General features: G+C 36.9%; 21 protein-coding genes. 13 read left to right on the top strand and 8 right to left on the bottom strand.

Going from position 1 to position 23,267, the window contains the following annotated elements; all coding sequences use genetic code 11:
• Window positions 1–82: 82 nt before the first annotated feature.
• From CCE82_RS04765 to CCE82_RS04755, 3 genes are all read right to left on the bottom strand, one after another.
• On the bottom strand, window positions 83–397 hold the full coding sequence (locus CCE82_RS04765) for a CHY zinc finger protein (protein ID WP_086428277.1): 315 nt from the start codon (window positions 395–397) through the stop codon (window positions 83–85).
• 23 nt (window positions 398–420) lie between these two features.
• Window positions 421–1,350: a UDP-N-acetylmuramate dehydrogenase gene (gene murB / locus CCE82_RS04760; RefSeq protein WP_086428276.1), complete on the bottom strand. Its 930-nt coding sequence runs from the start codon at window positions 1,348–1,350 to the stop codon at window positions 421–423.
• Window positions 1,351–1,496: 146 nt separating this feature from the next.
• Entirely contained in the window at window positions 1,497–2,015 is a 519-nt protein-coding gene (locus CCE82_RS04755) for a GrpB family protein (protein ID WP_086428275.1), read from the bottom strand.
• 110 nt (window positions 2,016–2,125) lie between these two features.
• On the opposite strand from CCE82_RS04755, the gene CCE82_RS04750 reads away from it, so the two are divergent.
• From CCE82_RS04750 to CCE82_RS04740, 3 genes are all read left to right on the top strand, one after another.
• Window positions 2,126–3,019 carry an EMYY motif lipoprotein gene (locus CCE82_RS04750; protein WP_086428274.1) on the top strand — a complete coding sequence of 298 codons (894 nt, stop codon included), beginning with the start codon at window positions 2,126–2,128 and terminating at the stop codon, window positions 3,017–3,019.
• A gap of 162 nt (window positions 3,020–3,181) precedes the next feature.
• On the top strand, window positions 3,182–3,502 hold the full coding sequence (gene ytxJ, locus CCE82_RS04745) for a bacillithiol system redox-active protein YtxJ (protein WP_086428273.1): 321 nt from the start codon (window positions 3,182–3,184) through the stop codon (window positions 3,500–3,502).
• Between the two features lie 371 nt (window positions 3,503–3,873).
• Window positions 3,874–4,989: a glycerate kinase gene (locus CCE82_RS04740; protein ID WP_086428272.1), complete on the top strand. Its 1,116-nt coding sequence runs from the start codon at window positions 3,874–3,876 to the stop codon at window positions 4,987–4,989.
• A 121-nt stretch (window positions 4,990–5,110) separates the two neighbouring features.
• On the opposite strand, the gene pepT is transcribed toward CCE82_RS04740, so the two are convergent.
• The 4 genes from pepT to gdpS form a co-directional block, all read right to left on the bottom strand.
• Window positions 5,111–6,334 (bottom strand): peptidase T, encoded by a 1,224-nt coding sequence (pepT, locus tag CCE82_RS04735; protein ID WP_086428271.1) that lies wholly within the window; start codon window positions 6,332–6,334, stop codon window positions 5,111–5,113.
• Window positions 6,335–6,356: 22 nt separating this feature from the next.
• The gene (locus tag CCE82_RS04730; protein ID WP_086428270.1) at window positions 6,357–6,860 is read right to left on the bottom strand and encodes a threonine/serine exporter family protein; all 504 of its coding nucleotides are present in this window, start codon (window positions 6,858–6,860) and stop codon (window positions 6,357–6,359) included.
• A 15-nt stretch (window positions 6,861–6,875) separates the two neighbouring features.
• A complete protein-coding gene (locus CCE82_RS04725) occupies window positions 6,876–7,637 on the bottom strand; it encodes a threonine/serine exporter family protein (RefSeq protein ID WP_086428269.1) in 762 nt (253 codons plus the stop codon).
• Between the two features lie 501 nt (window positions 7,638–8,138).
• A complete protein-coding gene (gene gdpS, locus CCE82_RS04720; RefSeq protein ID WP_086428268.1) occupies window positions 8,139–9,209 on the bottom strand; it encodes a GGDEF domain-containing protein GdpS in 1,071 nt (356 codons plus the stop codon).
• 727 nt (window positions 9,210–9,936) lie between these two features.
• Here gdpS and CCE82_RS04715 point away from each other — a divergent pair.
• Entirely contained in the window at window positions 9,937–10,995 is a 1,059-nt protein-coding gene (locus CCE82_RS04715) for a glycosyltransferase family 4 protein (protein ID WP_086428267.1), read from the top strand.
• 230 nt (window positions 10,996–11,225) lie between these two features.
• Here the strand turns inward: CCE82_RS04715 and CCE82_RS04710 are convergent, their stop codons facing one another.
• Entirely contained in the window at window positions 11,226–11,861 is a 636-nt protein-coding gene (locus tag CCE82_RS04710; RefSeq protein WP_086428266.1) for a YigZ family protein, read from the bottom strand.
• Window positions 11,862–12,158: 297 nt separating this feature from the next.
• Between CCE82_RS04710 and fakB1 the strand changes: the two genes are divergently transcribed.
• The 9 genes from fakB1 to uvrB all read left to right on the top strand — a co-directional run bounded on the left by fakB1 (window position 12,159) and on the right by uvrB (window position 23,267).
• Entirely contained in the window at window positions 12,159–13,043 is an 885-nt protein-coding gene (fakB1, locus tag CCE82_RS04705; RefSeq protein WP_086428265.1) for a fatty acid kinase binding subunit FakB1, read from the top strand.
• Between the two features lie 184 nt (window positions 13,044–13,227).
• Window positions 13,228–14,511, top strand: coding sequence for a DEAD/DEAH box helicase family protein (locus tag CCE82_RS04700; protein ID WP_086428264.1), 1,284 nt, complete (start codon window positions 13,228–13,230; stop codon window positions 14,509–14,511).
• Window positions 14,508–15,176 (top strand): ComF family protein, encoded by a 669-nt coding sequence (locus CCE82_RS04695; RefSeq protein ID WP_086428263.1) that lies wholly within the window; start codon window positions 14,508–14,510, stop codon window positions 15,174–15,176. Before CCE82_RS04700 ends, CCE82_RS04695 begins: the two co-directional genes overlap by 4 nt.
• Window positions 15,177–15,240: 64 nt before the next feature.
• Window positions 15,241–15,801 (top strand): ribosome hibernation-promoting factor, HPF/YfiA family, encoded by a 561-nt coding sequence (hpf, locus tag CCE82_RS04690; RefSeq protein ID WP_086428262.1) that lies wholly within the window; start codon window positions 15,241–15,243, stop codon window positions 15,799–15,801.
• A 432-nt stretch (window positions 15,802–16,233) separates the two neighbouring features.
• Entirely contained in the window at window positions 16,234–18,762 is a 2,529-nt protein-coding gene (gene secA / locus CCE82_RS04685) for a preprotein translocase subunit SecA (RefSeq protein WP_086428261.1), read from the top strand.
• A 39-nt stretch (window positions 18,763–18,801) separates the two neighbouring features.
• Window positions 18,802–19,906, top strand: a protein-coding gene (gene prfB, locus CCE82_RS04680) for a peptide chain release factor 2 (RefSeq protein WP_119184401.1) whose coding sequence is annotated in 2 segments (ribosomal slippage) — window positions 18,802–18,873 and window positions 18,875–19,906 — 1,104 coding nt in all. Because the reading frame shifts where the segments join, the coding sequence is not laid out codon by codon here.
• 289 nt (window positions 19,907–20,195) lie between these two features.
• Window positions 20,196–20,837, top strand: a complete 642-nt coding sequence (locus CCE82_RS04675; RefSeq protein WP_019168503.1) for a YfbR-like 5'-deoxynucleotidase — start codon at window positions 20,196–20,198, stop codon at window positions 20,835–20,837.
• A gap of 5 nt (window positions 20,838–20,842) precedes the next feature.
• Entirely contained in the window at window positions 20,843–21,088 is a 246-nt protein-coding gene (locus tag CCE82_RS04670; protein WP_086428259.1) for a CsbA family protein, read from the top strand.
• Between the two features lie 196 nt (window positions 21,089–21,284).
• Window positions 21,285–23,267 (top strand): excinuclease ABC subunit UvrB, encoded by a 1,983-nt coding sequence (uvrB, locus tag CCE82_RS04665; protein WP_086428258.1) that lies wholly within the window; start codon window positions 21,285–21,287, stop codon window positions 23,265–23,267.

The following is a 23,267-nucleotide window of genomic DNA, read 5'->3' as shown; positions in this document are numbered from 1 at the left end:
AGTAAGAGAAAGGGGAAATTATGAAGAAAAAAGATTAGGGCTGAGACACAATGGAGTTTCCCAGCCCTAATCCCAAAATATACTAAATTTCGAAATAATGATGATAATGAAACTTACAACGATTGTTAAAGTGCGCACCACAATGTGGACAAGATTCGGTCATCATATATGTTTCAATCGGCATTTCATAACCGCAAACACCACATAAAATGGCACGCTCATGAAACTCGTCCGAATGCCAACGCTTCGGACGATGCTTTTCAGATTCATTATGACATTTGAAGCAAGGATAATATTTATTACAGCATTTAAACTTAATTGCGATAACATCGAATGGCGTATTGTAGTGTGTACAACGTGTTTCTTGGTCGACAGTCGCACCATAAACTTTCTGCATGGCATTCGCTCCTCACATTTTCATTAATTCTCTAAATCTTCCCCAATAATACGAACTTCTCTTTCTAATTCAATATCAAATTTTTCTTTGACAACATTTTGGACATGACGAATTAAGTTTTCATAGTCTGTGGCTGTTCCGTGATCCACATTAACCATGAATCCGGCATGTTTGCGAGACACTTCGACGCCGCCGATACGATGCCCCTGTAAGTCGGCATTTTGGATAAGTTGGCCCGCAAAATGACCAGGAGGACGACGGAAAACACTGCCGCATGATGGATATTCAAGGGGTTGTTTGGATTCGCGTCGTTCAGTTAAATCATCCATTTTCTCTTGGATTGCCTCCTGTTTACCAGGCGTTAATGTGAAAGCAGCTTCTAAAACGACATAATGCTGTTTTTGGATAATACTGTTACGATAATCTAATTCAAGTTCGTTATGTGTTAATTTGATTAAATCGCCGCGCTCATTAATGACAAGGGCATAATCGATTACATCTTTCACTTCGCCCCCATAAGCGCCAGCATTCATATAAACAGCGCCGCCAATAGAACCTGGGATACCGCACGCAAACTCGAGCCCTGTTAATGAGACATCGCGTGCTTTTCGAGAAACATCGATAATCGCTGCACCACTACCTGCAATAATTGTCGCATCAGAAGTGACGATATGATTTAAAGACAGTAAGCTCAATACAATCCCTCGAATGCCACCGTCTCTGATAATAATGTTTGAACCATTGCCTAAATAGGTCACGGGTATATCATGTTCGTAAGCATATTTGACGACTTTTTGTACATCTTCATAACGTTCAGGTGAGATATAAAAATCTGCTTTTCCACCTGTTTCAGTATAAGTATAGCGTTTGAGTGGTTCATCCACCTTAATAATACTTGCAGGAATAAGTTTTTCTAAATCCTGTAAGATGCTAGAATGATTCACAAATAACATCCTTTCTTTACATAGTAATCAATAGCATTCTTGCCAACTATAAATCGATTTTTCGTATTTGAAGCTCTCTATAAAGCAGTTTTGGCAATTTTAGACTTAATTATATTTTAACTGTTTTAATAGAACGCGTCATGTATGAACCTTTTTTATGACGTGTATTGTTGGAGTTGATTAAACCATTGCGTTTTTAATTTTTCATAATCTCGGATAGGCATTAACTGTTGTTCGAGAGAGGTTTTCTGGGCTTGGAAAAATTGAATGGCTGCTGGATGATGGGTTAATAATTCATGATATTGTTGGTATTTTTGGAAAGTAGGCGTGTGCATTTGAATAATATGTAAACGAACTTCTTGTTTCAATTCATTCAGATTATTAAATTTAGCCATAACGACTTTCTTTTCATAAGCGTGATGTAGACGATAGAATCCGGCATAGTTTAATCTTTTTTCATCTAAAGCTGTAATATCATGTAGATTTTCAACACCTACTAAAATATCTAAAATAGGTTCAGTAGGGTAATTAAAATGAAAAGTACCGCCGATATGTTGTGTGAACTTAACAGGTGAATCTAAGAGATCGAACAAAATTTGTCGGTATTTTTCGTATTGTGTTGCAAAAAATAACTGTTGATTTTCAGTCATAAAAGGTTGGACATGACGATACATATAGGGACCTCCTTTAGTGTCCTTTTGCGTAATTCTGCATTACTATATCATATATTATTTTCAAGTTAAATACGTTTATGTATAATACGAATTGAATAAGAGGTGCAGCGATGAAAAAATGGGTAAAAATGATAATTTTAAGTTTCCTGATAATCGGCAGTCTCACAGCATGTATGGAATCATCTGAAAAGCAGATGCATGCATTCGATAAGCAAATGATGACAGTCACAAAAAAAGAACGCATTGTGAATCAAATATTGGAAAAAATGAATTTGAATCAACTTTATGATCTCAGTCAAACCGATACAACAGATGCGAACAAGAAAGCTTTTGACCAAATGAAAGCGCAAATTGATAACAAGTTAAAGCCAGCTATGCGAGAGTATCACGAAGCGGCCAAAGCACTTCCCGAAGAAAATAAAAATTTGAAAGCTTTGAAGTCTACATATTTAGAGGGAATAGCGGGTAAAGAAGAAGTAATAGAAAAGCTAGACCAGTTTGTCGTACTCTGTCAAGATTCGATACAAGCGAATGAAAATATTCTTGAATTTACACAGCAATTTGAAAAGTATCGCAGTCGTGTTGAGTCGCAAATGAGTAGTGCAAAACAAACAACTCAAGGGGTAGAAGATAGTGCAAAATTAGAGGCGCAACTTGATGAAAATAACAGTCGAATTAAAGATAAAGCAGAAACGTCTATTCGTGAAAAAGACGGCAAAGATCAAATGAAGGCGATTCAAGATGAAATCATTCCGTTAGTACAAGCGCAGATTAAAGATTTAAATGAAATGCAATTGAGAGATGATACGACGAACCGTGCACGTCAAAATGCAGTCCAAATGTATTACAGTCTTGAGCGCTATTATCAAGAACGTGTCAAAACGATCGAATATAATCAAAAGTTAGCTGAAATGAGTGTGCGCAAATTAATTACTAAAGCTAAAGATTTAGATAGTTATAATGAAGCGTATGAAAATCAGCGCGATCAGCTTAATTCAAACTAATCGGCCATTCTGTTTATGGTAGATAGTTAAGGCACAATAGAAACGGATTAAAAATTAAAGGTTAACAAGCCTATATTATGTGTGTATAATGGTAAACATTGAGAAAAGTACTTTTTTATTTTAGATAAAGACAAACAGAAAATCTACTTAGAGGTGAAGAGAATGGCGATTAAGCTAACTTCGATTGACCAATTCGAACAAATTATTGAAGAGAATCCATATATTTTTATTTTAAAGCATAGCAATACTTGTCCGATTTCGGAAAACGCTTTCGACCAATTCAATAAATTTTTATATGAGCGTGATATGGATGGTTATTATTTAATTGTTCAAGAAGCGCGTGAATTATCGGATTATATTGCAGACAAGACAGGTGTCCAACATGAATCACCCCAAGCGCTTTATTTTGTGAACGGTGAATTAAAATGGCACGACAGTCATAATAATGTAAATGTCTCTTCACTTGCGAAAGCTGAGGAATAGACTAGCGTTGTTTGATGATGGTTGAATTGATGTGATGGTGTGTCATGATCGATAGACCTAGATAACGTGAGAGCATCGTTTGAAATGATAAGGAAAATTTGAAAATATATGAAAGCAACACACGCGATGACGCAGAATGTGTTGCTTTTTGTTATGATGAGCAGCATAAGTGTATAGGGCGTATCGTTGAGAGAATGAAGGGAGTTAGGCGATATGTATAAAATCATTTCATTCGGTTCGTTTGTACACTTTTGAAGGTCAAGGCTATAATATAGAATAATGGGATTTATAAAGATATATCATATGAATAAAATGTCGAATTTAAATTGAGATGTTAATGATAAATATTTGAGAGATAAGAGGGTGACCACATGAAAGTATTAGTAGCTATGGATGAATTTAATCACATTATTTCGAGTTATGATGCGAATCGCTATGTAGAAGAAGGTGTGGCGAGTCAAATTGAAGGTGCGGATATTGTACAAGTGCCACTTTTTAATGGAAGAAGAGAACTATTAAACGCGGTCTTTTTATGGAAATCTGGAACACAATACCAAATTTCAGTACATGATGCAGCAATGAACGCTGTAGATGCAACGTATGGTCAAACAGATGATGGCATGACGATTATTGAAGCAGGGCAATTTTTAAAAGGCACGTTACCTCTTGTTGAACAAACGAGTTATGGTTTAGGCGAAGTGATGCGTCATGCTTTAGATAAAAATACAAAACATATGGTGATTTCGGTCGGCGCCATTGATACGTTTGATGGTGGTGCGGGAATGTTACAAGCTTTAGGTGCGCAATTTTATGATGATGAAGGTCGAAAGGTCGATATGACGAAAGGTGGCGGCCAAATCAAGCATGTACGTCGTATTGATATACAAGAATTGCACGAGGGTTTGAAACATTGTCGTATTCAAATTGTGACAGATTTTGAGAGTAAATTGTACGGTAAGCAGAGTGCCGTGATGAAAACATATCAAAATCTTCAAATAGACAGAGAAGAAGCAGTGATTATTGATAATTTACTTTGGTATTGGAGCGAATTGTTTAAACACAATCATCGTCTAGTGCTAGGTACAATTGAAAGAGGCGGTGCTGGTGGCGGTATTGCGGCGACGATGCATGCACTGTTTAATGCAGATATTCATACGAGTCATGAATTAGTTGATCAAATTACAGGATTGAATCAATTAGTTAAACAAGCCGACTTGGTTGTATTTGGTGAAGGGATTGATGAACAAGACGAAATGATAGAAACATCTTCGCTAAGAATTGCTGAATTATGCCAACAATACGACAAGCCAGCCATCGCATTGTGCGGTACAGCTGATAAATTTGAACGATTTGAAGCGTTAGGCGTCACAGGTATGTTTAATACATTTATTGATATGCCTAAAACATTGACTGATTTTAAAATGGGTGTACAGTTGAGAAGTTATGCGGTGCAAGCTGTTCGATTGTTGCGTACACCATTTAATTAGAAATATGACTGAAGAAGGATCACATATAAATTGTTATGGCATGCGTATGTGGTCGTTCGGTCAATAAGCATAAAAAAAGGAAGAGACTGGGAAGCAACCCCAGTCTCTTCTTTATCATCCACTATTTTTCAACTACTTTTTGTACGATGCCTACGATGACTTGTACGGCTTGTGTCATCACATCAATCGATGCGTATTCATAAGGACCATGGAAGTTATCGCAACCAGTAAATAGGTTAGGTGTCGGTAAGCCCATAAAAGAAAGTTGTGAGCCATCTGTACCACCACGAATCGGTGCAGTATTCGGTGTAATGTTCAGTTCAGCATAAACCGCTTTAGGAATGTCGATAATATGTTGAAGCGGTGTGATTTTTTCTGCCATATTACGGTATTGATCATTGATAACAAGATGAACAGGGTCGTAATAATAACGTGAATTGATATCTTTTTGAATTGCAATGAGTTGTTGCTTTCGATGTTCAAAAGAAGTGCTATCATGGTCACGAATAATATACTGTGCAGTTGCTTTTTCTACGTTACCGTTCATTTCCATGAGGTGGAAGAAACCTTCGTAACCTTCAGTGTGTTCTGGCACTTCATTGGCTGGTAACGCTTGGTGGAATGCGTTAGCTAAATTCAATGCATTGACCATTTTATCTTTGGCAGAACCAGGATGAACATTCACACCTTCAAAAGTAATTTTAGCTTCAGCAGCGTTAAAACTTTCAAATTGTAATTCGCCCAATTGACTGCCGTCCATAGTATACGCGAAATCCGCATCAAAGCGTTCGACGTCGAATTTATGAGGGCCACGACCAATTTCTTCATCTGGTGTAAAGCCGACACGAATACGGCCATGTTTAATTTCTGGATGTTCAATCAAATATTGGAGTGCTTCCATAATTTCAACGACACCTGCTTTATCATCAGCGCCGAGTAATGAAGTCCCATCTGTTGTCATGAGTGTATGACCTTTTACTTTAACGATATCAGGGAAGACTTCAGGATTTATTTCGCGACCAGATGTACCTAAAGTAATGATGCCGCCATCATATGAGTCTATAATCTGAGGATTAACATTTGCAGCATTGAAATCAGGTGATGTATCCACGTGTGCTAAAAATCCAAGCGTCGGCGCATCCGTTTCAATATTCGCTTCTAATGTTGCGAAAAGGTAACCGTTGTTATCTATATCAGTAGCGAGACCCATTGCTTTTAATTCTTCTTCCAAAAGATGAAGCAAATCCCATTGACGTTCAGTTGAAGGGGTTGTCTCGCTATTAGGATCAGATTGTGTGTTGATTTTGACATAACGTGAGAGTCTTTCGATAATTTGTTCTTTCATATTAACACTCCTTCTTTATCTATTAGATACGATTATTCATATGGTATCCTTTACGATAATGCTTTCCTTTAAGTTTACCATAGGCATGTTTAAGTCGTGTATAGATGTAGTAGAAGATTTCGGCACAAAGAATACCAAATGCAATGGCACCAGATGTTAAAGTCACCTCTAAAAATTGGTTGACGGCAGGCGTATAAGCATTTGTTACGAGTAGACGAGTGGCTTCATAGGCTGCACCACCAGGCACTAACGGAATGATACCCGGTACAATAAAAATGATGACTGGTCGCTTATAACGACGGCTCATCGCATGACTCATTATCGCAAGGATGAAGCTTCCTAAAAAAGCAGCCATGACAATCCCATAGTTCATATCCACTGTGAATTTATAAATTGACCATCCCATTGCACCGACAAAGCCTGATGCGACTAAAAGGCGTTTCGGTGCATTGAAAATGATTGAAAATAACATTGTTGAAACAAAGCTGATTAAAAACTGAGCAACATAGTGAAAAATAAAAGTCAATGTCCACACACCTTTCTAAAAAATGAGTAATACAATCGCAACACCGGCCCCGATAGCAAATGCGGTAAGGGCAGCTTCTACACCACGTGACATACCGGCTAAAAGTTCGCCAGCCATTAAATCACGAATGGCATTAGTAATTAAAATCCCTGGTACAAGTGGCATGACACCAGCGATGGTAATAATATCTTGATTCGTCGCCCATCCAATTTTAGTGAAAAAGGCGGCCACTGCAATCACCACTGTCGCACTAATAAATTCTGAGAAAAATTTAATTTGAATAAATCGTTGTATGATATCGAATGTTAAAAATGCAGCGCCTCCTGCAATAACAGCATAAATAAAATCGTGTCGTACACCACCGAACATAAATAAAAAGAAACCACATGCGATAGATGCAGCTAAAAACTTAATAATTGATGAATATTGTAATGAAGCATGTTCTAAATGAATGAGTTCTGCTTTTGCTTCATCTAACGTTAATGCATTACGAGAGATTTTTCTTGAAATATTGTTGGCGAGTGCAATCTTTTCTAAGTCGGTCGTCCGTTCACGCACCCGAACCAGGCGTGTGTTTGTCCGGTCATTAAGTGAAAAGATAATCGCTGTTGATGTTACAAACGCATATGTATCGTCCAGACCAAAGCTCGCTGCAATACGGCCCATAGTATCTTCTACACGATATGTTTCTGCGCCACTTTCTAACAAAACTTTACCAGCAAGTAAGACGACATCGATGACTTTGTTTTCATCAATAATCGTGAGTGCTTCTGCCATGGCTCTGTCTCCTTTCATCTCAATCAATAGTCAGTCTACATGGGAATAATAACACTTGCAATACTTAATACTTAGTTTTTATGAAACTTTCAAAAGTATGATTTAAGAAATGAATGGGAATGAAGTGAGAGGTGAAAGATAAGTTAGAAGTTATCACAAAACTAAGATTTCGTATTACTGCTCCCCGCTAGGCTAACTAGGCTTCTCAAAATCGGGCGCATTGAGAAGTTAGACCCAGATTGTGATAAACATGAGTTACTATTAAACATCGGAAACGGTATTTTAGCTTTTGTTTTATCCCTCAGAAGTCTTGCCCGATTTTTGCAATCTTTAGCATGGTGCTTCAATACATTGATATTACAGGCTATTTCACGCATTTGTTTTTGTGAAGGCGTGGGTGATTGGAACGTTATCCTAGACCCTAAAACCAATAAAATATTGAATTAAAGCATAAAAGGAAAGTCACCTCTCTGTAAATTTGAGAAAGGTGACTTTTAATTGTTATTGTGGGCTGATAATTGGGCTGAACATGACTTTGTTACGACCTTCATTTTTAGCGACATGTAGCATATCATCAGCATCTTTAAATAATTTTCGTTGTGATTTATGGCTTTCGCTTGTTAAATAACCGACACCAATAGACACGGAAAGTTTAATCACAATTTTTTCAGGTAAGTGGAAATTTGATTTTTCTACGGCTTTACGAATACTTTCAGCGAGTTTCACACATTCGTCTAAAGAATGATCACGTAAGACGATAGAAAACTCTTCGCCACCGTTACGGAAAATGCGTGTTTTTTTAGGCACATAATTTTGTAAAAGGTGAGACATTTGCTTTAATACGGCATCGCCAGCGTGATGTGTATAAGCATCATTAACGTCTTTAAAACCATCAATATCAATTAATAGTAACGCTAAACTTTGTTGCTCATTTTCTGCTAGACGTGCCATCTCATTTAAATGACGATCAAATTCTTTTACATTTCCTAAACCAGTTAAGTAATCCACAGTATCCTCATTTTCGTAACGTTCAATGAGCGAGAAAAATCTAAGTAAGTCCACATAAAATACAGCTGTGACTAATGTTGCAATCATAGAAATAGGGATTAAATAGAGCACTTCTACGATATCAAATGACGGCATAATCATTGCAATAATCGCTAAAATAATAATGCTTAATATATTTAAGATTTGAATCGCAACGACATGATTTTGCTTAAGAAACGGTCCAATTGTACTTACAATGGCCGCAATGACCAACAATGACACGGCGTAAGTTAATGTAGTAGATAGTACAAAGTAACCGACTAAAGCGATAATGACTGCAGCGAATACTGTGTAAAATGAATTCGTATATCTGCCTAAAAAGAGTAAAGGGACGAAAGAAAGTTGAATCGTATAGCTTTCAATTGGAATAGGTTGAAATGCAAGTAACAATCCAACGATAGTCATCAATACTGTAATGTAACTTTTTGAGAATCTAAAGTCATGAGATTCGGCATATTGAAGACGGTGAAATAAATATATTCCAGCGATAGTTACTGAAATATTATAAATAATAGCTTCAATCATAATTAAGCGACTCCTTTTCTTTACCATTAGTTATTGTATGTGAAATGTTACAATTTGTCATCAATTTTTATAACGAGTAAAGATTTATGAGATGAGAAATGTTTTTAAAGGAATTTGAGTGCCAAGATGTGATAAGATAGACATGTGTTTGAACCTTATCAACGAGCTTATTTTATTGAAATATACATACATCATTCAATTTAATTGATGGGTTTAATGTGACTCGAATTTAATGTAAAATAAATATATTGACAATGCTTATATAATAAAAAATAGTTAGTGTAGAATCACTTATTATGTGTTGTCTTGTATTTAATGAATGCGCTAAAGTTGTTTAATCAATAGGTGATTTGTTGTTATGTGGGGCTGAGACATTAAGTTTTCTCATCTTTTTGCGTGCTTATGGTTTTATTATACATAGACAACTATAAAGCAGTTGGAAAATGAGAATGAGTTTGACATGCAAATTAGATGCTATTGATTTTTTCATTTCAAAAACTTGCTTTCAGTTTCCTGTATGCGATATAAGATTGCCCAGAAGGCTGACACTCCTAAGGGAAATAGTACATACTGCTCCCAAAACACAAATCGTAGGAAGAGGGCAAGTTAAATAAAATACTGCATCAATAGCACAAAAAACTTTTATGTCCCATCTCTATATTTTAAATGAACTTTGCCATTGTTGAACGACTTATGAAGAAAATTTCCGTGTAATGTAGGTGAACTGATGTATACTTTAACACTCATTGGCGTCTCAATGATAGTCAGTTTAATAATTACACCAATTGTAATAGCAGTTTCTAAAAAGCTGGATATTGTAGATAAGCCTAACTTCCGTAAAATACATACTAAACCCATTTCAATGCTTGGGGGAACGGCAATATTATTATCTTTCTTAATAGGAATTTGGCTTGGACATCCGATTGAACGAGAAATTAAGCCACTATTACTTGGTGCGATTGTTATGTATTTTGTTGGATTAATAGATGATTTATACGATTTAAAACCGATACTTAAATTAATAGGTCAAATTGCAGCAGCGTTAGTCGTTGTTTCATATGGTGTGACCATTGATTTTATTTCCATTCCTATTGGCCCAACAATTTACTTTGGATGGTTGAGTATTCCAATTACCATATTTTGGATTGTAGCCATTACTAATGCGATTAACTTAATTGATGGCTTAGATGGACTTGCAGCAGGCGTCTCTGTGATTGCGCTTGTGACCATTGCGTTTATTGCGATTTTGCAAGGCAATATTTTTATTATTATGATTTGTAGTGTTCTGATTGGTTCACTTTTTGGATTTCTTGCTTTTAATTTTCATCCGGCTAAAATCTTTTTGGGAGACAGCGGTGCATTGTGTATCGGTTTTATTATCGGATTTGTATCGCTACTCGGCTTTAAAAACATTACTTTTATTTCTTTGTTTTTCCCAATTGTTATTTTAGCTGTTCCATTTATTGATACACTCTTTGCGATGATTCGCCGTGTCAAAAAAGGACAACATATTATGCAAGCAGATAAATCTCACTTACATCATAAATTGTTAGATCTCGGTTATACACATCGACAAACCGTTATTTTAATCTATTCCATCGCGTTTATGTTTAGTGTCGTGAGCATTATTTTGTACCTGTCTCAGCCATGGGGCGTCTTTTTAATGGTTATACTCATTGTCATTACGATTGAATTGATTGTTGAATTTACCGGTTTAATAGATGATGATTATCGCCCGTTACTTGATTTCATAGCGAAACGGAAGCGATTAAGAAGTAAGAAATAGTCAGTACAAATGTTTATAAGAATCATGAGTAGGAAATGGGCTGGGAAGACTCAATCTCCCAGCCCATTTATCAATGGAGCAACATTTTAAGTGTAATGGTGGTTGTCAGTGGCTGAGACGTAGTAGCGAGTTACATGATTATATGTTTAATTGAAACGCAATCTTGAACAAAACACTAACAGTCATAGGGAGAAAGTGTCGCTCAAGATTGCCGTTTTTAGAAACAAGATCTAGTCTATATCAAAAGGTAAGCGCATGACAGGATCCGCTTCTAACGTATATTTACCTTGCGTATGTTGGTTCGCAAATTGAACGAATGATTCATATTCTTCTTCAAGCACATCGATACGATACGTTACTTGGTCTGTATATGTTGTATCGCGTAGCATAAAAGTTGTTGATTGAAGTTCGTATTCAAATTTTCCAGTTAAATCATAAGACATCGAAATGCGTACAGGAATGGCAGGGCGTAATGCCACACGACCAACATCTTGAATCACATCGCGTACAGCGCCGCCATATGCACGTATGAGACCGCCTGTGCCTAACTTAATGCCACCGAAATATCGTGTAACAACGACTGCCACATCATGGACATCAAGCTTTTTTAACATTTCTAACATTGGAACACCCGCCGTCCCACTAGGCTCCCCATCATCATGTGCCTTTTGAATTAACATCGTATCGCCAATTGTATATGCTGAACAATTGTGTGTTGCCTCTCGATGTTCTTTTTTCTTCGCTTCGATAAATGCTTTTGCCTCATCCTCATCGTGAACCGGTTTGATATGAGCAATGAAACGAGATTTACTAATGACGTTTTCTATAATATGTTCCTCTTTAATTGTAATTACTGAATCTGTCATACAGGTCACCCTTTATTGTAATAATTGCTTAATTCATTATACTATATTTAGATGTAACATAAAGATGAGAAAGTATGCGACATGATTTTGCAAAATGTAGTATCATAGTAGCATATGTGAATATAAAGAATTTCACGATAAAAGAAAGCACGAAAAGATAGCGTTCAATGACGAAATTTGTTATATAATAGACTATCAAGAAACATTCATATCCAAGTGTGATGATTTTCATTGGTGAATGGTTTTGCACATATTCATGATTAAAATTTAGTGTTTGCTTTAGAGGAGGAAGAAAACATGAAAATAGCTGTAATGACTGATTCAACAAGCTATATCCCTCAACATATATTAGAAAAAAATAATATTCGTGTTGTGCCGTTAAGTGTGACATTAGAAAACGGTGAAAACTACAAAGAAAACATTTCAATCTTTGCAGACGAATTTCATGAAATCTTAAGAACTTCGACAACTATTCCAACAACAAGTCAACCGGCAATCGGTGAAATGATTAGTGCTTATGAAGCGTACAGAGATGAAGGCTATACAGATGTTATCGCTGTACATCTTTCAAGTGGCATCAGTGGTGCATATCAAACTGCTGTACAAGCTTCAACAATGGTAGACGGGATTCGTGTTCACCCAGTCGATTCAAAAATTGCATGTCTACCTGAAGGTTCGCTTGTACTCCGTGCTTTAGATTTAATTAAGCAAGGATTAGACGTTGAAGCGATATTATCAGATTTAGACGATATGGTCCAACATGTGGGTGCATTTTTAGTTGTGGATGATTTGAAAAACTTACATAAAAGTGGTCGGATTACAGGTGCACAAGCATGGATTGGAAATTTATTAAAAATGAAACCTGTGCTGACGTTTGAAGATGGCTTGATTGTCCCTTACGAAAAAGTACGTACGAAAAAAAGAGCATTAAAGTTAATTGAAGATAAAGCCGTTGAGTTATCGAATCAATATGAGGCGTCAACGATTATGGTTATTGGTGGCGATGATAGAGAAGAATCTCAAAGTGTTTATCAAGGCCTTAAAGAGAAGTATCCGGACAAAAATTTAGCCTTTTCAGAACTCGGACCAGTAATTACTTCACATTTAGGATTAGGTGGATTTGGGATTGGTGTCGTCAACCGCCATATCGATGTCCCTGACTCAGTCAATGTTGAACGATAAAGCGCGAATGATTTTAAAACAGTTTCCTAGCTAGAAAAGGAGGCTGTTTTTTTATTTGGAGAAATCTAGTGTGTGGGCTTTTTGCCAGCGTATTTTTCATATGTATACGTGTAGCAAAAAAAGTTGAAATAAAAAAAGTAAAATCATCGTTTGGAACGTGTACCTTAATGAAAGGAGCTTAACAATGTACCCTAATGGTCAACTCATCACAGATGCAACTTCATTTTCTCAAGAACAAATTATTAAGGTTGAAAAAGGTGTGATACAAACGCGAACAGGAATGAAATGTACGCGATGTGCAACGGAAGCGCCTTATCATTTTTATCAATATCAAAGTCATGTGGATGACACAATCACTTACTGTCGTCATTGTATTCAAATGGGGCGGATGGACAGTGTTACGAACGTTTATACGATGAAGAGCTTAAGTTGTCGTTCAGAAGCAGAATACCATTTACCTTTTCAACTGTCAGAACAGCAGCAATATGCCTCTAATCACATTGTCCAAGCAGTGTTGCACAAGGAATCTTTATTACTCCATGCGGTGACTGGCGCGGGTAAAACTGAAATGATGTTTGAAGCCATTGCAGAAGCACGACGCCAAGGCTACAATGTCGCGGTCGTTTCACCACGGCTAGATGTTGTGATTGAAGTGAGTGCGCGTATCAAGCAGACTTTTTTAAATGAAACGATTGATATTTTACATCAAGCGAGTCGTCAACAATTTGATGCGCATTTTGTCATTTCAACGGTGCATCAATTGTATCGGTTTAAACGGCACTTTCATGTCATTTTTATTGATGAAGTCGATGCTTTTCCTCTCGCTATGGATCCTTCTTTAATGCAAACGATAGAAAATGCAGCGAAAACAGAAAAAGCGCTCATATATATGACAGCAACACCACCCGTTACTTTAAAAGCGCAATTTGATGATGCGCATACACTAACATTACCAGCAAGATTCCATCAACATCCATTAGTGACACCCATTTTTAAATACTTTAAGCTCCGTGTGAACAAAGTACAGTTCTATTTATTAAAGCGCATGAAAGAACAACAACGCCAACAACGTACGACATTAATATTTTTTAGTGATATTTGTGAAATGAAGCAATTTTTTAAAACCTACACGACCTTAGTGGCACGATTAGGATTTGTTTATAGTGAAGACCCTGAACGATTACAGAAAGTAGAGGATTTAAGAAATGGGGTGTATGATGTGATGCTCACGACTACAATATTAGAAAGAGGATTTACGATGCCATATTTAGATGTGTGGGTCGTTGACAGTCATCGCTATACCTCAACGGCCTTAATACAAATAGCAGGACGTGTGGGACGAAAAGTAGTTTGTCCAGATGGAGAAGTTCTGTTTTTGCATGAAGGGCGTACAAAAGCGATGTATCAAGCGCGACGTGAAATTATGGAAATGAATCAACAAGCAAGGAAACGAGGATGGATCATATGAAGCGATGTCTATTTTGTATGAATACAATGCGTGAAGATATTTTAATCGCCCATTTATTTTCACGAAGTCATACGTTATGTTCGAAATGTCGCGCATTGATAGAGCATTGTCGTTTTGATGAGACGAATAGATGTTCATATTGTAAAGGAAACCTCGACTATTCTGGGGTATGCCAAAATTGTCGAAACCGAAAAGATAGCAGTGTCCATTTTGATACCATTGAAGCACAATTTCACTATGATCACTTTGTAAAAACCTTAATGCATCAATATAAATTTTTAAATGATGTTGCGATTGCAGAAATTTTTGCCAGCTATATACGTATTCAACGTAAACCGAATGAAATCATTGTACCGATGCCTTCAAGTCCAGAGCATGATTTACAACGCACATTTAACCCGGTTCAAACAATACTCAACCATATGAAAATACCCTATGTCACCTGTTTGAAAATGTACTCTCGCTCGAAACAATATACATTATCACGTGCAGAACGATATGAAAGTGATAACCCCATTTATTTTGATGGTGATATTTGTCTAGAAAACAAAACGATTCTCCTTATTGATGATATTTACACGACTGGTCACACTGCCCACTGTGCTGGAAATGTATTATTACAACAAAAAGTCAGAAAATTAAGTATGTTAACGTTTGCGAGATAGCGTAAACATGTTAAAATATAAGTAAGGAATATATTATAAAAAGAGGTTGAAAGGAGCGAGCACTATGATTAACTTTGAAATTCATGGAGACAACCTCACAATCACAGATGCTATTAGAAATTATATTGAGGAGAAAATTGGTAAGTTAGAGCGCTACTTCACTAATGTACCGAATGCAACAGCGCATGTTAAAGTCAAAACTTATCAAAATTCTAGCACTAAAATCGAAGTGACAATTCCATTGAAAAATGTAACGCTTCGTGCAGAAGAAAGACACGATGATTTATATGCAGGAATTGATTTAATTAACAATAAACTTGAACGTCAAGTTCGTAAGTATAAAACACGCGTCAACCGTAAAAACAGAGACCGTGGTTATGAAGAAGATGTTTTCACAGATGTTGAAGCTGTTGAACCAGAAGCTGAACAAGAGGCAACAGCATCTGATATCGAAATTATTCGTTCTAAAACATTTAGCTTAAAACCAATGGACTCAGAAGAAGCTGTACTTCAAATGAACTTATTAGGTCATGACTTCTTCGTGTTTAATGATCGTGAAACTGACGGCACTAGCATTGTTTATCGTCGTAAAGATGGTAAATACGGTTTAATTGAAACGGAATAACTACTTTAAACATAAAGTGGTCACGTTCATAGCGGCACAATTCAATAAGTAATAATCTTGATTGAACGCGCTGTGATGCGTGCAATAATCTATGGGGCAAGTGTTAAAAGTCTAATGTGTTGAATTAGATTTTTAGCTTGTCCCTTCTTTTATAATAAGAGAAACCATCCTGAGTGTATCGTTCAAATGTCTGACTTAAAGCGGATGACTTGATGAGTAATATGAATGGTTATAAAGTAGAAATTTGATTTTAATTTTAAAAGTGACGCGTGAAGACGTATCGTACATTGTTATTTTACTGTATGAAGTATTATAATAAAGTTGTTAAATGATACGAGCATATATAAGTGGTTTGAGTATAAATTTATACCGAAAAATGATATGATGGATAGTTGTAAGCGGCACAGTTTTATGGCTAAAGGAGCGAACAAAATGGGTTTGATAACTAAAATGATTGACGGTAATAAGCGAGAAGTCAAACGTTTAAGTAAGTTAGCAGATAAAGTCATCGCATTAGAAGAAGATATTGCGTTGCTAACTGATGATGAAATGAGAGCGAAGACGAAAGCTTTTCAAGAAGAAGTTCAACAAATAGAAGATATTAAAAAACAAAATAATAAATTAGATGAAATTTTACCAGAAGCCTTTGCGCTTGTACGTGAAGCTTCAAAACGTGTGTTTAATATGACACCATATAAAGTACAAATCATGGGTGGGATTGCCATTCATAAAGGTGATATTGCAGAAATGAGAACCGGTGAAGGTAAAACATTAACTGCAACAATGCCAACCTATTTAAATGCATTAACTGGTCGCGGTGTACACGTTATTACGGTGAATGAATATTTATCTAGTGTTCAAAGTGAAGAAATGGCAGAACTGTACAATTTCTTAGGTCTGTCAGTAGGCTTGAACCTTAATAGTTTAAGTACAGTAGAAAAACGTGAAGCCTATAGCAAAGACATCACATACAGTACAAATAACGAGCTAGGTTTTGACTATTTACGTGACAATATGGTGAATTATAAAGAAGACCGCGTTATGCGTCCGTTACATTTTGCGATTATTGACGAGGTGGACTCTATTTTAATTGATGAGGCCCGTACGCCGTTAATCATTTCAGGTGAAGCGGAAAAATCAACGTCTTTATATACACAAGCGAATGTATTTTCTAAAATGCTTAAAGCTGAAGAAGATTATAACTATGATGTGCAAACGAAGAGTATTCAATTGACAGAGCAAGGTATTGATAAAGCAGAACGTATGTTTAAAATCGATAACTTATACGATGTGAAACATGTGGATGTTATTCATCACATTAACCTTGCTTTACGCGCACACTATACAATGCAACGCGACGTAGACTACATGGTAACAGGTGGCGAAATTTTAATCGTCGACCAATTTACAGGTCGTACGATGCCAGGTCGTCGTTTTTCAGAAGGCTTACACCAAGCGATTGAAGCAAAAGAGAATGTTCAAATTCAAAACGAATCTAAGACAATGGCTTCGATTACATTCCAGAACTATTTCAGAATGTACAATAAATTAGCGGGAATGACAGGTACAGCAAAAACAGAAGAAGAAGAATTCCGCAATATTTATAACATGACAGTGACTCAAATTCCGACAAACCGACCTGTACAGCGTGTGGACCGTTCAGATTTAATTTATGTGAGTCAAAAAGGTAAATTTGATGCGGTAGTTGAAGAAGTTATTGAAAAACATCGCAAAGGGCAGCCAGTATTATTGGGTACTGTGGCAGTAGAAACGTCAGAGTATATCTCGAATTTATTGAAAAAACGCGGTATTCGTCATAGTGTCCTCAACGCGAAAAACCATGAAAGAGAAGCGGAAATCGTATCAGGCGCTGGCCAAAGAGGTGCCGTAACGATTGCGACAAACATGGCCGGACGTGGTACAGACATTAAACTGGGTGAAGGTGTTGAAGAGCTAGGCGGTCTAGCGGTTATTGGTACAGAGCGTCACGAATCACGTCGTATTGATGATCAGTTGCGTGGTCGTTCAGGTCGTCAAGGTGATAAAGGGGACAGTCGTTTCTATTTATCATTACAAGATGATTTGATGGTACGATTTGGTTCAGAGCGTATGCAAGCGATGATGAGTCGTTTAGGAATGGATGATTCGACGCCGATTGAATCTAAAATGGTTTCTCGTGCAGTTGAATCAGCACAAAAACGTGTAGAAGGTAACAACTTTGATGCGCGTAAACGTATTTTGGAATATGATGAAGTCTTACGTAAACAACGTGAAATCATGTATGAAGAACGTAATCAAATTATAGACGAAGATCATAGCACGGAACTTGTGATGCAAATGATGAAATCAACATTAAACCGTGCATTGCTTTATTATGTGAATGAAGATGAAGAAAAAATGGATTATGAGCCACTGATTCACTATGCTCAAGACATCTTTTTACATGAAGGTGACTTAACAGAAAGTGAAATCAATGGTAAAGATAGAGAAGACATTTTTGAAGTGATTTGGGCGAAAATTGAAGCTGCATACAATCGTCAAAAAGATCAACTTGGTGACCGTATGCCAGAATTTGAACGTATGATTTTATTACGCTCTATTGATAATCATTGGACATCGCATATCGATACGATGGATCAACTTCGTCAAGGGATTCATTTACGTTCGTATGGTCAACAAAATCCATTACGCGACTATCAAAATGAAGGACATCAATTATTTGATATCATGATGCAAAGTATTGAAGAAGATGTCAGCAAATACATTTTAAAATCTGTCATCACAGTAGAAGAAGATGTTGAACGTGAGAAAACGAAAGAATTAGAAGGCAAACATGTTTCTGCTGAAGATGGTAAAGAAAAAGTGAAACCGCAGCCAATTGTAAAAGAACAAGAGGTCGGACGTAATGAACCATGTCCATGTGGAAGCGGCAAAAAATATAAAAATTGTCACGGTAAATAGCAGTGGCAATAGTTGAATATTTAAAAGGAGCGATACATGATGGAATTGTCCGAACTTAAACGCAATATGGATAGTTTTGCTACAAAATTAGAACAACTTAGGGGGTCTCTTTGACTTAGAAAACAAAGAGACGAACATCCAAGAATATGAAGAAATGATGGCGGATCCGCAGTTTTGGGATGATCAAGATCGTGCACAAACGATTATCGACCAAAACAATGCATTAAAATCTGTTGTGAACAGTTACTATAATGTGGCTGAAACACTTGAAGAGATGGTTGCAACGCATGAATTGTTACAAGAAGAGTACGATGAGGAAATGAAAGATGACTTAGAACAAGAAGTCATCGGATTCCAAGCGAAAGTGGATCAATTCGAGTTGCAACTGTTACTTGATGGTGAGCATGATGCGAACAATGCTATTCTCGAGCTACATCCTGGTGCAGGTGGAACGGAATCTCAAGACTGGACAAATATGTTGTTACGTATGTACCAACGTTACTGTGAACAACAAGGTTTTAAAGTAGAGATCGTGGACTACCAAGCAGGTGATGAAGCAGGTGTTAAAAGTGTGACAATGCTCGTCAAAGGTCACAATGCTTATGGTTACTTAAAAGCAGAAAAAGGCGTCCATCGTCTCGTGCGTATTTCACCGTTTGATTCTTCAGGTCGTCGCCATACGTCATTTGCGTCATGCGACGTGATTCCTGAATTTAACAACGAAAAGATTGAAATTGAAATCAACCCAGACGATATTACTGTGGATACTTTCCGTGCTTCTGGTGCGGGGGGGCAGCATATCAATAAAACTGAATCAGCCATCCGTATTACACACCATCCGACGGGTATTGTTGTGAATAACCAAAATGAGCGTTCACAGATTAAAAACAGAGAAGCAGCGATGAAAATGTTGAAAGCGAAACTTTATCAACTTGAGTTAGAGCAAAAAGAACAAGAGTTAGCTGCTATTCGTGGTGAGCAAAAAGAGATTGGCTGGGGTAGTCAAATTCGTTCTTACGTGTTCCATCCTTATTCTATGGTGAAAGACCACCGTACGAATGAAGAAACAGGTAACGTCAATGCGGTAATGGACGGCGAAATCGGTCCGTTTATCGAAGCGTATTTAAGACATCAAATGCAATAAAAGAAAAATAACAAAGTGAGGGCTGGGGCATGGAATTGTCCGAGCCCTGAAGTGTATTTTATTAGAAGAAAGTGCTCTGTTTATATGATGATGACGGAATTAAAAAAGCTTATCCAAGATTGAAACACTAGGTCTTGCTATTAACCTGGACAGGATACCGATAGACTTCGGAATGATATCCAATTTATTTTTTATAAGCTTAAGAAACAAGTGATATTTTCAGAATAAATGTGTTAATATAATCAACAAATGGACATCAAATGTAAACATGAACAAGAGGAGGTTGATTATGGGCATTCATCAATATTTTAAAAGATTATCAGATTTAGAAAAACTTATTCGATTACCCGGGAAATTTAAATATTTCGAGCATAATGTAGCCGCGCACTCTTTCAAAGTTACGAAAATTGCTCAATATTTAGGTACGGTTGAAGAATATCATGGTAAGACTGTAGACTGGAAAAGTTTATACGAAAAAGCATTGAACCACGACTTTGCTGAAGTGTTCACCGGTGATATCAAAACGCCTGTGAAGTATGCAAGTGGTGAATTGAAAAAACTGTTCTCACAAGTGGAAGAAGAAATGGTTGATACATTCATTAAGGAAGAAATTCCAGAACAGTACCAGGATATTTATCGCCGCCGCTTACAAGAAGGTAAAGACGATTCGTTAGAAGGACAAATTCTATCGGTCGCTGATAAAATTGATTTATTATATGAAACATTTGGTGAAATCCAAAAGCGTAATCCTGAACCTCTATTTTTTGAAATATATGAGATGAGTCTCGAAACGATTATGCAGTTTGATCACTTGGCTTCTGTACAGGATTTTATTGAAAATATTATTCCAGAAATGTTAACTGAAAGATTTATACCACGCACTGAATTAAAAGAAATGACGATGCAAATCCTAAATAAAAGAAAGATGTGATAGGGTTGATTTGGTATCTATTGGCCGCTTTTTTTCCTTGTGTCCTTGTGGTTATTTTCAGCGCAATAACGAGAAGTAAATGGATGGGTACGCTCATTACATTAATCGTGATTGGTGCTTCAGTTTATAAAGGTTTTTTCCATAATGAATGGATTATTTTCCTTGATGTAGTATCATTGTTAGCAGGTTATACTATTGTAGAAGAACTTAAAATTCATCATATTGAACATGATAAAGAAGGAGGCATGTAAACGTTTTGTTGTGACAAACATCACGTATGCCCCTTGCTTAGAAATAGCGACCATAGTCACACCAGGAGTGAATCTGACACAGTTTGAATGTTATCAGAAGCACTCCTCTTTGTGTTGGATTACGAACAAATGTTTGTATTTTATAGAGGTGTTCTGTTAAAATATGAATACTAAGTAGATAGGAGGCGGACAGTGAATGGAGCATCATGATTTTAAAATTGCTTCAAATTTTGAGCCACAAGGGGACCAACCTCAAGCGATAAAAGCACTGGCGAAAGGGATACGAGAAGGGAAACGTCATCAAACATTACTCGGTGCAACGGGTACAGGTAAAACGTTTACGATGAGTAATGTCATTAAAGAAGTGGGCAAACCGACACTCATTATTGCACATAACAAAACGTTAGCAGGGCAATTGTACAGTGAGTTCAAAACCTTCTTTCCTGAAAATAGAGTGGAATATTTTGTAAGTTACTACGATTATTACCAACCAGAAGCGTATGTTCCGTCTACCGATACGTTTATTGAAAAAGATGCATCGATTAATGATGAAATTGACCAATTGAGACACTCAGCAACGAGCGCACTATTTGAGAGAGATGATGTCATTATTATTGCCAGCGTGAGTTGTATATATGGCTTAGGTAATCCAGACGAATATCGTGACTTAGTCGTGAGTATCCGTGTGGGAATGGAAATGGACCGAAGTGAATTATTAAGAAAGCTCGTCGACGTGCAATATACACGAAATGACATTGATTTTAGACGTGGAACATTTAGAGTGCGCGGTGACGTCGTTGAAATTTTCCCAGCTTCACGTGAAGAGTTATGTATTCGTGTGGAATTTTTTGGTGATGAAGTAGACCGTATTAGTGAAATTAATTATTTAACTGGGGAAGTATTAAAAGAACGCGAACACTTTGCGCTATTCCCAGCTTCTCACTTCGTTACCCGCGAAGAAAAAATGAAAATCGCTATCGAACGCATTGAAAAAGAATTAGAGGAACAACTTGAACATTTAAGAAGTGAAAATAAATTACTCGAAGCACAACGTTTAGAACAACGGACGAATTATGATTTAGAGATGATGCGTGAAATGGGCTTTACTTCTGGTATTGAAAACTATTCGGTTCATCTCACGTTACGTCCACTCGGCTCTACACCGTATACTTTGTTAGATTATTTTGGTGATGATTGGCTCGTAATGATTGATGAATCTCATGTGACGTTACCTCAAATTCGCGGGATGTATAATGGAGACCAAGCACGTAAGAAAGTGTTGGTCGAGCATGGCTTCCGTTTGCCGAGTGCTTTAGACAATAGACCGTTAAAATTTGAAGAGTTCGAACAAAAAGCGAAACAACTGGTCTATGTATCGGCGACACCAGGTCCATATGAAATCGAACATACAGACGAAATGATCGAACAAATCATTCGACCAACCGGCTTATTAGATCCGAAAATCGAAGTCCGCCCTACGAAAAATCAAATTGACGATTTACTCAGTGAAATTCAAGAACGTACTGAACAAGGTGACCGTGTGCTCATTACGACATTAACGAAAAAAATGAGTGAAGATTTAACAACCTATTTGAAAGAAGCGGGTGTAAAGGTTAATTACTTGCATTCTGAAATTAAAACGTTAGAACGGATTGAAATTATTCGAGATTTACGAATGGGCACTTATGATGTACTCATCGGCATTAACTTGCTTAGAGAAGGTCTTGATATTCCAGAGGTCTCATTGGTCGTAATCCTTGATGCGGATAAAGAAGGGTTCTTACGTTCTGAGCGTTCATTAATCCAAACGATAGGTCGTGCAGCGCGTAACGATAAAGGTCAAGTGATTATGTATGCTGATAAAATAACAGATTCAATGCAAGTCGCAATTGATGAAACGGAACGCCGTCGTGAAATTCAAATGGCTTACAATGAAAAACACGGTATTACACCAAAAACGATTAATAAACAAATTCATGATGTCATTAGTGCGACGGTTGAAACGGATGAAACAAATGAAGATCAACGCAAAGAAGTACCGAAGAAAATGACGAAAAAAGAACGTGAGAAAACGATTGAAAATGTAGAAAAAGAAATGAAGGAAGCTGCAAAAGCATTAGATTTCGAAAAAGCAACCGAATTAAGAGATTTATTATTTGAACTAAAATCAAAAGGGTGA

Origin of the sequence: Staphylococcus cornubiensis, assembly GCF_900183575.1 — a bacterium.
In the GTDB taxonomy this organism is placed as follows: Bacteria; Bacillota; Bacilli; order Staphylococcales; family Staphylococcaceae; genus Staphylococcus; species Staphylococcus cornubiensis.
Note: the sequence above shows the minus strand (reverse complement) of the source record. Positions and strands in the feature narration are given on the sequence as shown.

Excerpts from the sequence above, each read along its gene's own strand:
- CCE82_RS04725 (WP_086428269.1), bottom strand. The coding sequence starts at position 7,637 with ATGGCAGAAGCACTCACGATTATTGATGAAAACAAAGTCATCGATGTC.
- CCE82_RS04750 (WP_086428274.1), top strand. The coding sequence starts at position 2,126 with ATGAAAAAATGGGTAAAAATGATAATTTTAAGTTTCCTGATAATCGGC.
- gdpS (WP_086428268.1), bottom strand. The coding sequence starts at position 9,209 with ATGATTGAAGCTATTATTTATAATATTTCAGTAACTATCGCTGGAATA.
- fakB1 (WP_086428265.1), top strand. The coding sequence starts at position 12,159 with ATGAAAATAGCTGTAATGACTGATTCAACAAGCTATATCCCTCAACAT.
- ytxJ (WP_086428273.1), top strand. The coding sequence starts at position 3,182 with ATGGCGATTAAGCTAACTTCGATTGACCAATTCGAACAAATTATTGAA.
- CCE82_RS04765 (WP_086428277.1), bottom strand. The coding sequence starts at position 397 with ATGCAGAAAGTTTATGGTGCGACTGTCGACCAAGAAACACGTTGTACA.
- CCE82_RS04715 (WP_086428267.1), top strand. The coding sequence starts at position 9,937 with ATGTATACTTTAACACTCATTGGCGTCTCAATGATAGTCAGTTTAATA.
- CCE82_RS04755 (WP_086428275.1), bottom strand. The coding sequence starts at position 2,015 with ATGTATCGTCATGTCCAACCTTTTATGACTGAAAATCAACAGTTATTT.
- CCE82_RS04740 (WP_086428272.1), top strand. The coding sequence starts at position 3,874 with ATGAAAGTATTAGTAGCTATGGATGAATTTAATCACATTATTTCGAGT.
- CCE82_RS04700 (WP_086428264.1), top strand. The coding sequence starts at position 13,228 with ATGTACCCTAATGGTCAACTCATCACAGATGCAACTTCATTTTCTCAA.
- uvrB (WP_086428258.1), top strand. The coding sequence starts at position 21,285 with ATGGAGCATCATGATTTTAAAATTGCTTCAAATTTTGAGCCACAAGGG.
- CCE82_RS04695 (WP_086428263.1), top strand. The coding sequence starts at position 14,508 with ATGAAGCGATGTCTATTTTGTATGAATACAATGCGTGAAGATATTTTA.
- hpf (WP_086428262.1), top strand. The coding sequence starts at position 15,241 with ATGATTAACTTTGAAATTCATGGAGACAACCTCACAATCACAGATGCT.
- secA (WP_086428261.1), top strand. The coding sequence starts at position 16,234 with ATGGGTTTGATAACTAAAATGATTGACGGTAATAAGCGAGAAGTCAAA.
- CCE82_RS04675 (WP_019168503.1), top strand. The coding sequence starts at position 20,196 with ATGGGCATTCATCAATATTTTAAAAGATTATCAGATTTAGAAAAACTT.
- CCE82_RS04710 (WP_086428266.1), bottom strand. The coding sequence starts at position 11,861 with ATGACAGATTCAGTAATTACAATTAAAGAGGAACATATTATAGAAAAC.
- murB (WP_086428276.1), bottom strand. The coding sequence starts at position 1,350 with ATGTTATTTGTGAATCATTCTAGCATCTTACAGGATTTAGAAAAACTT.
- pepT (WP_086428271.1), bottom strand. The coding sequence starts at position 6,334 with ATGAAAGAACAAATTATCGAAAGACTCTCACGTTATGTCAAAATCAAC.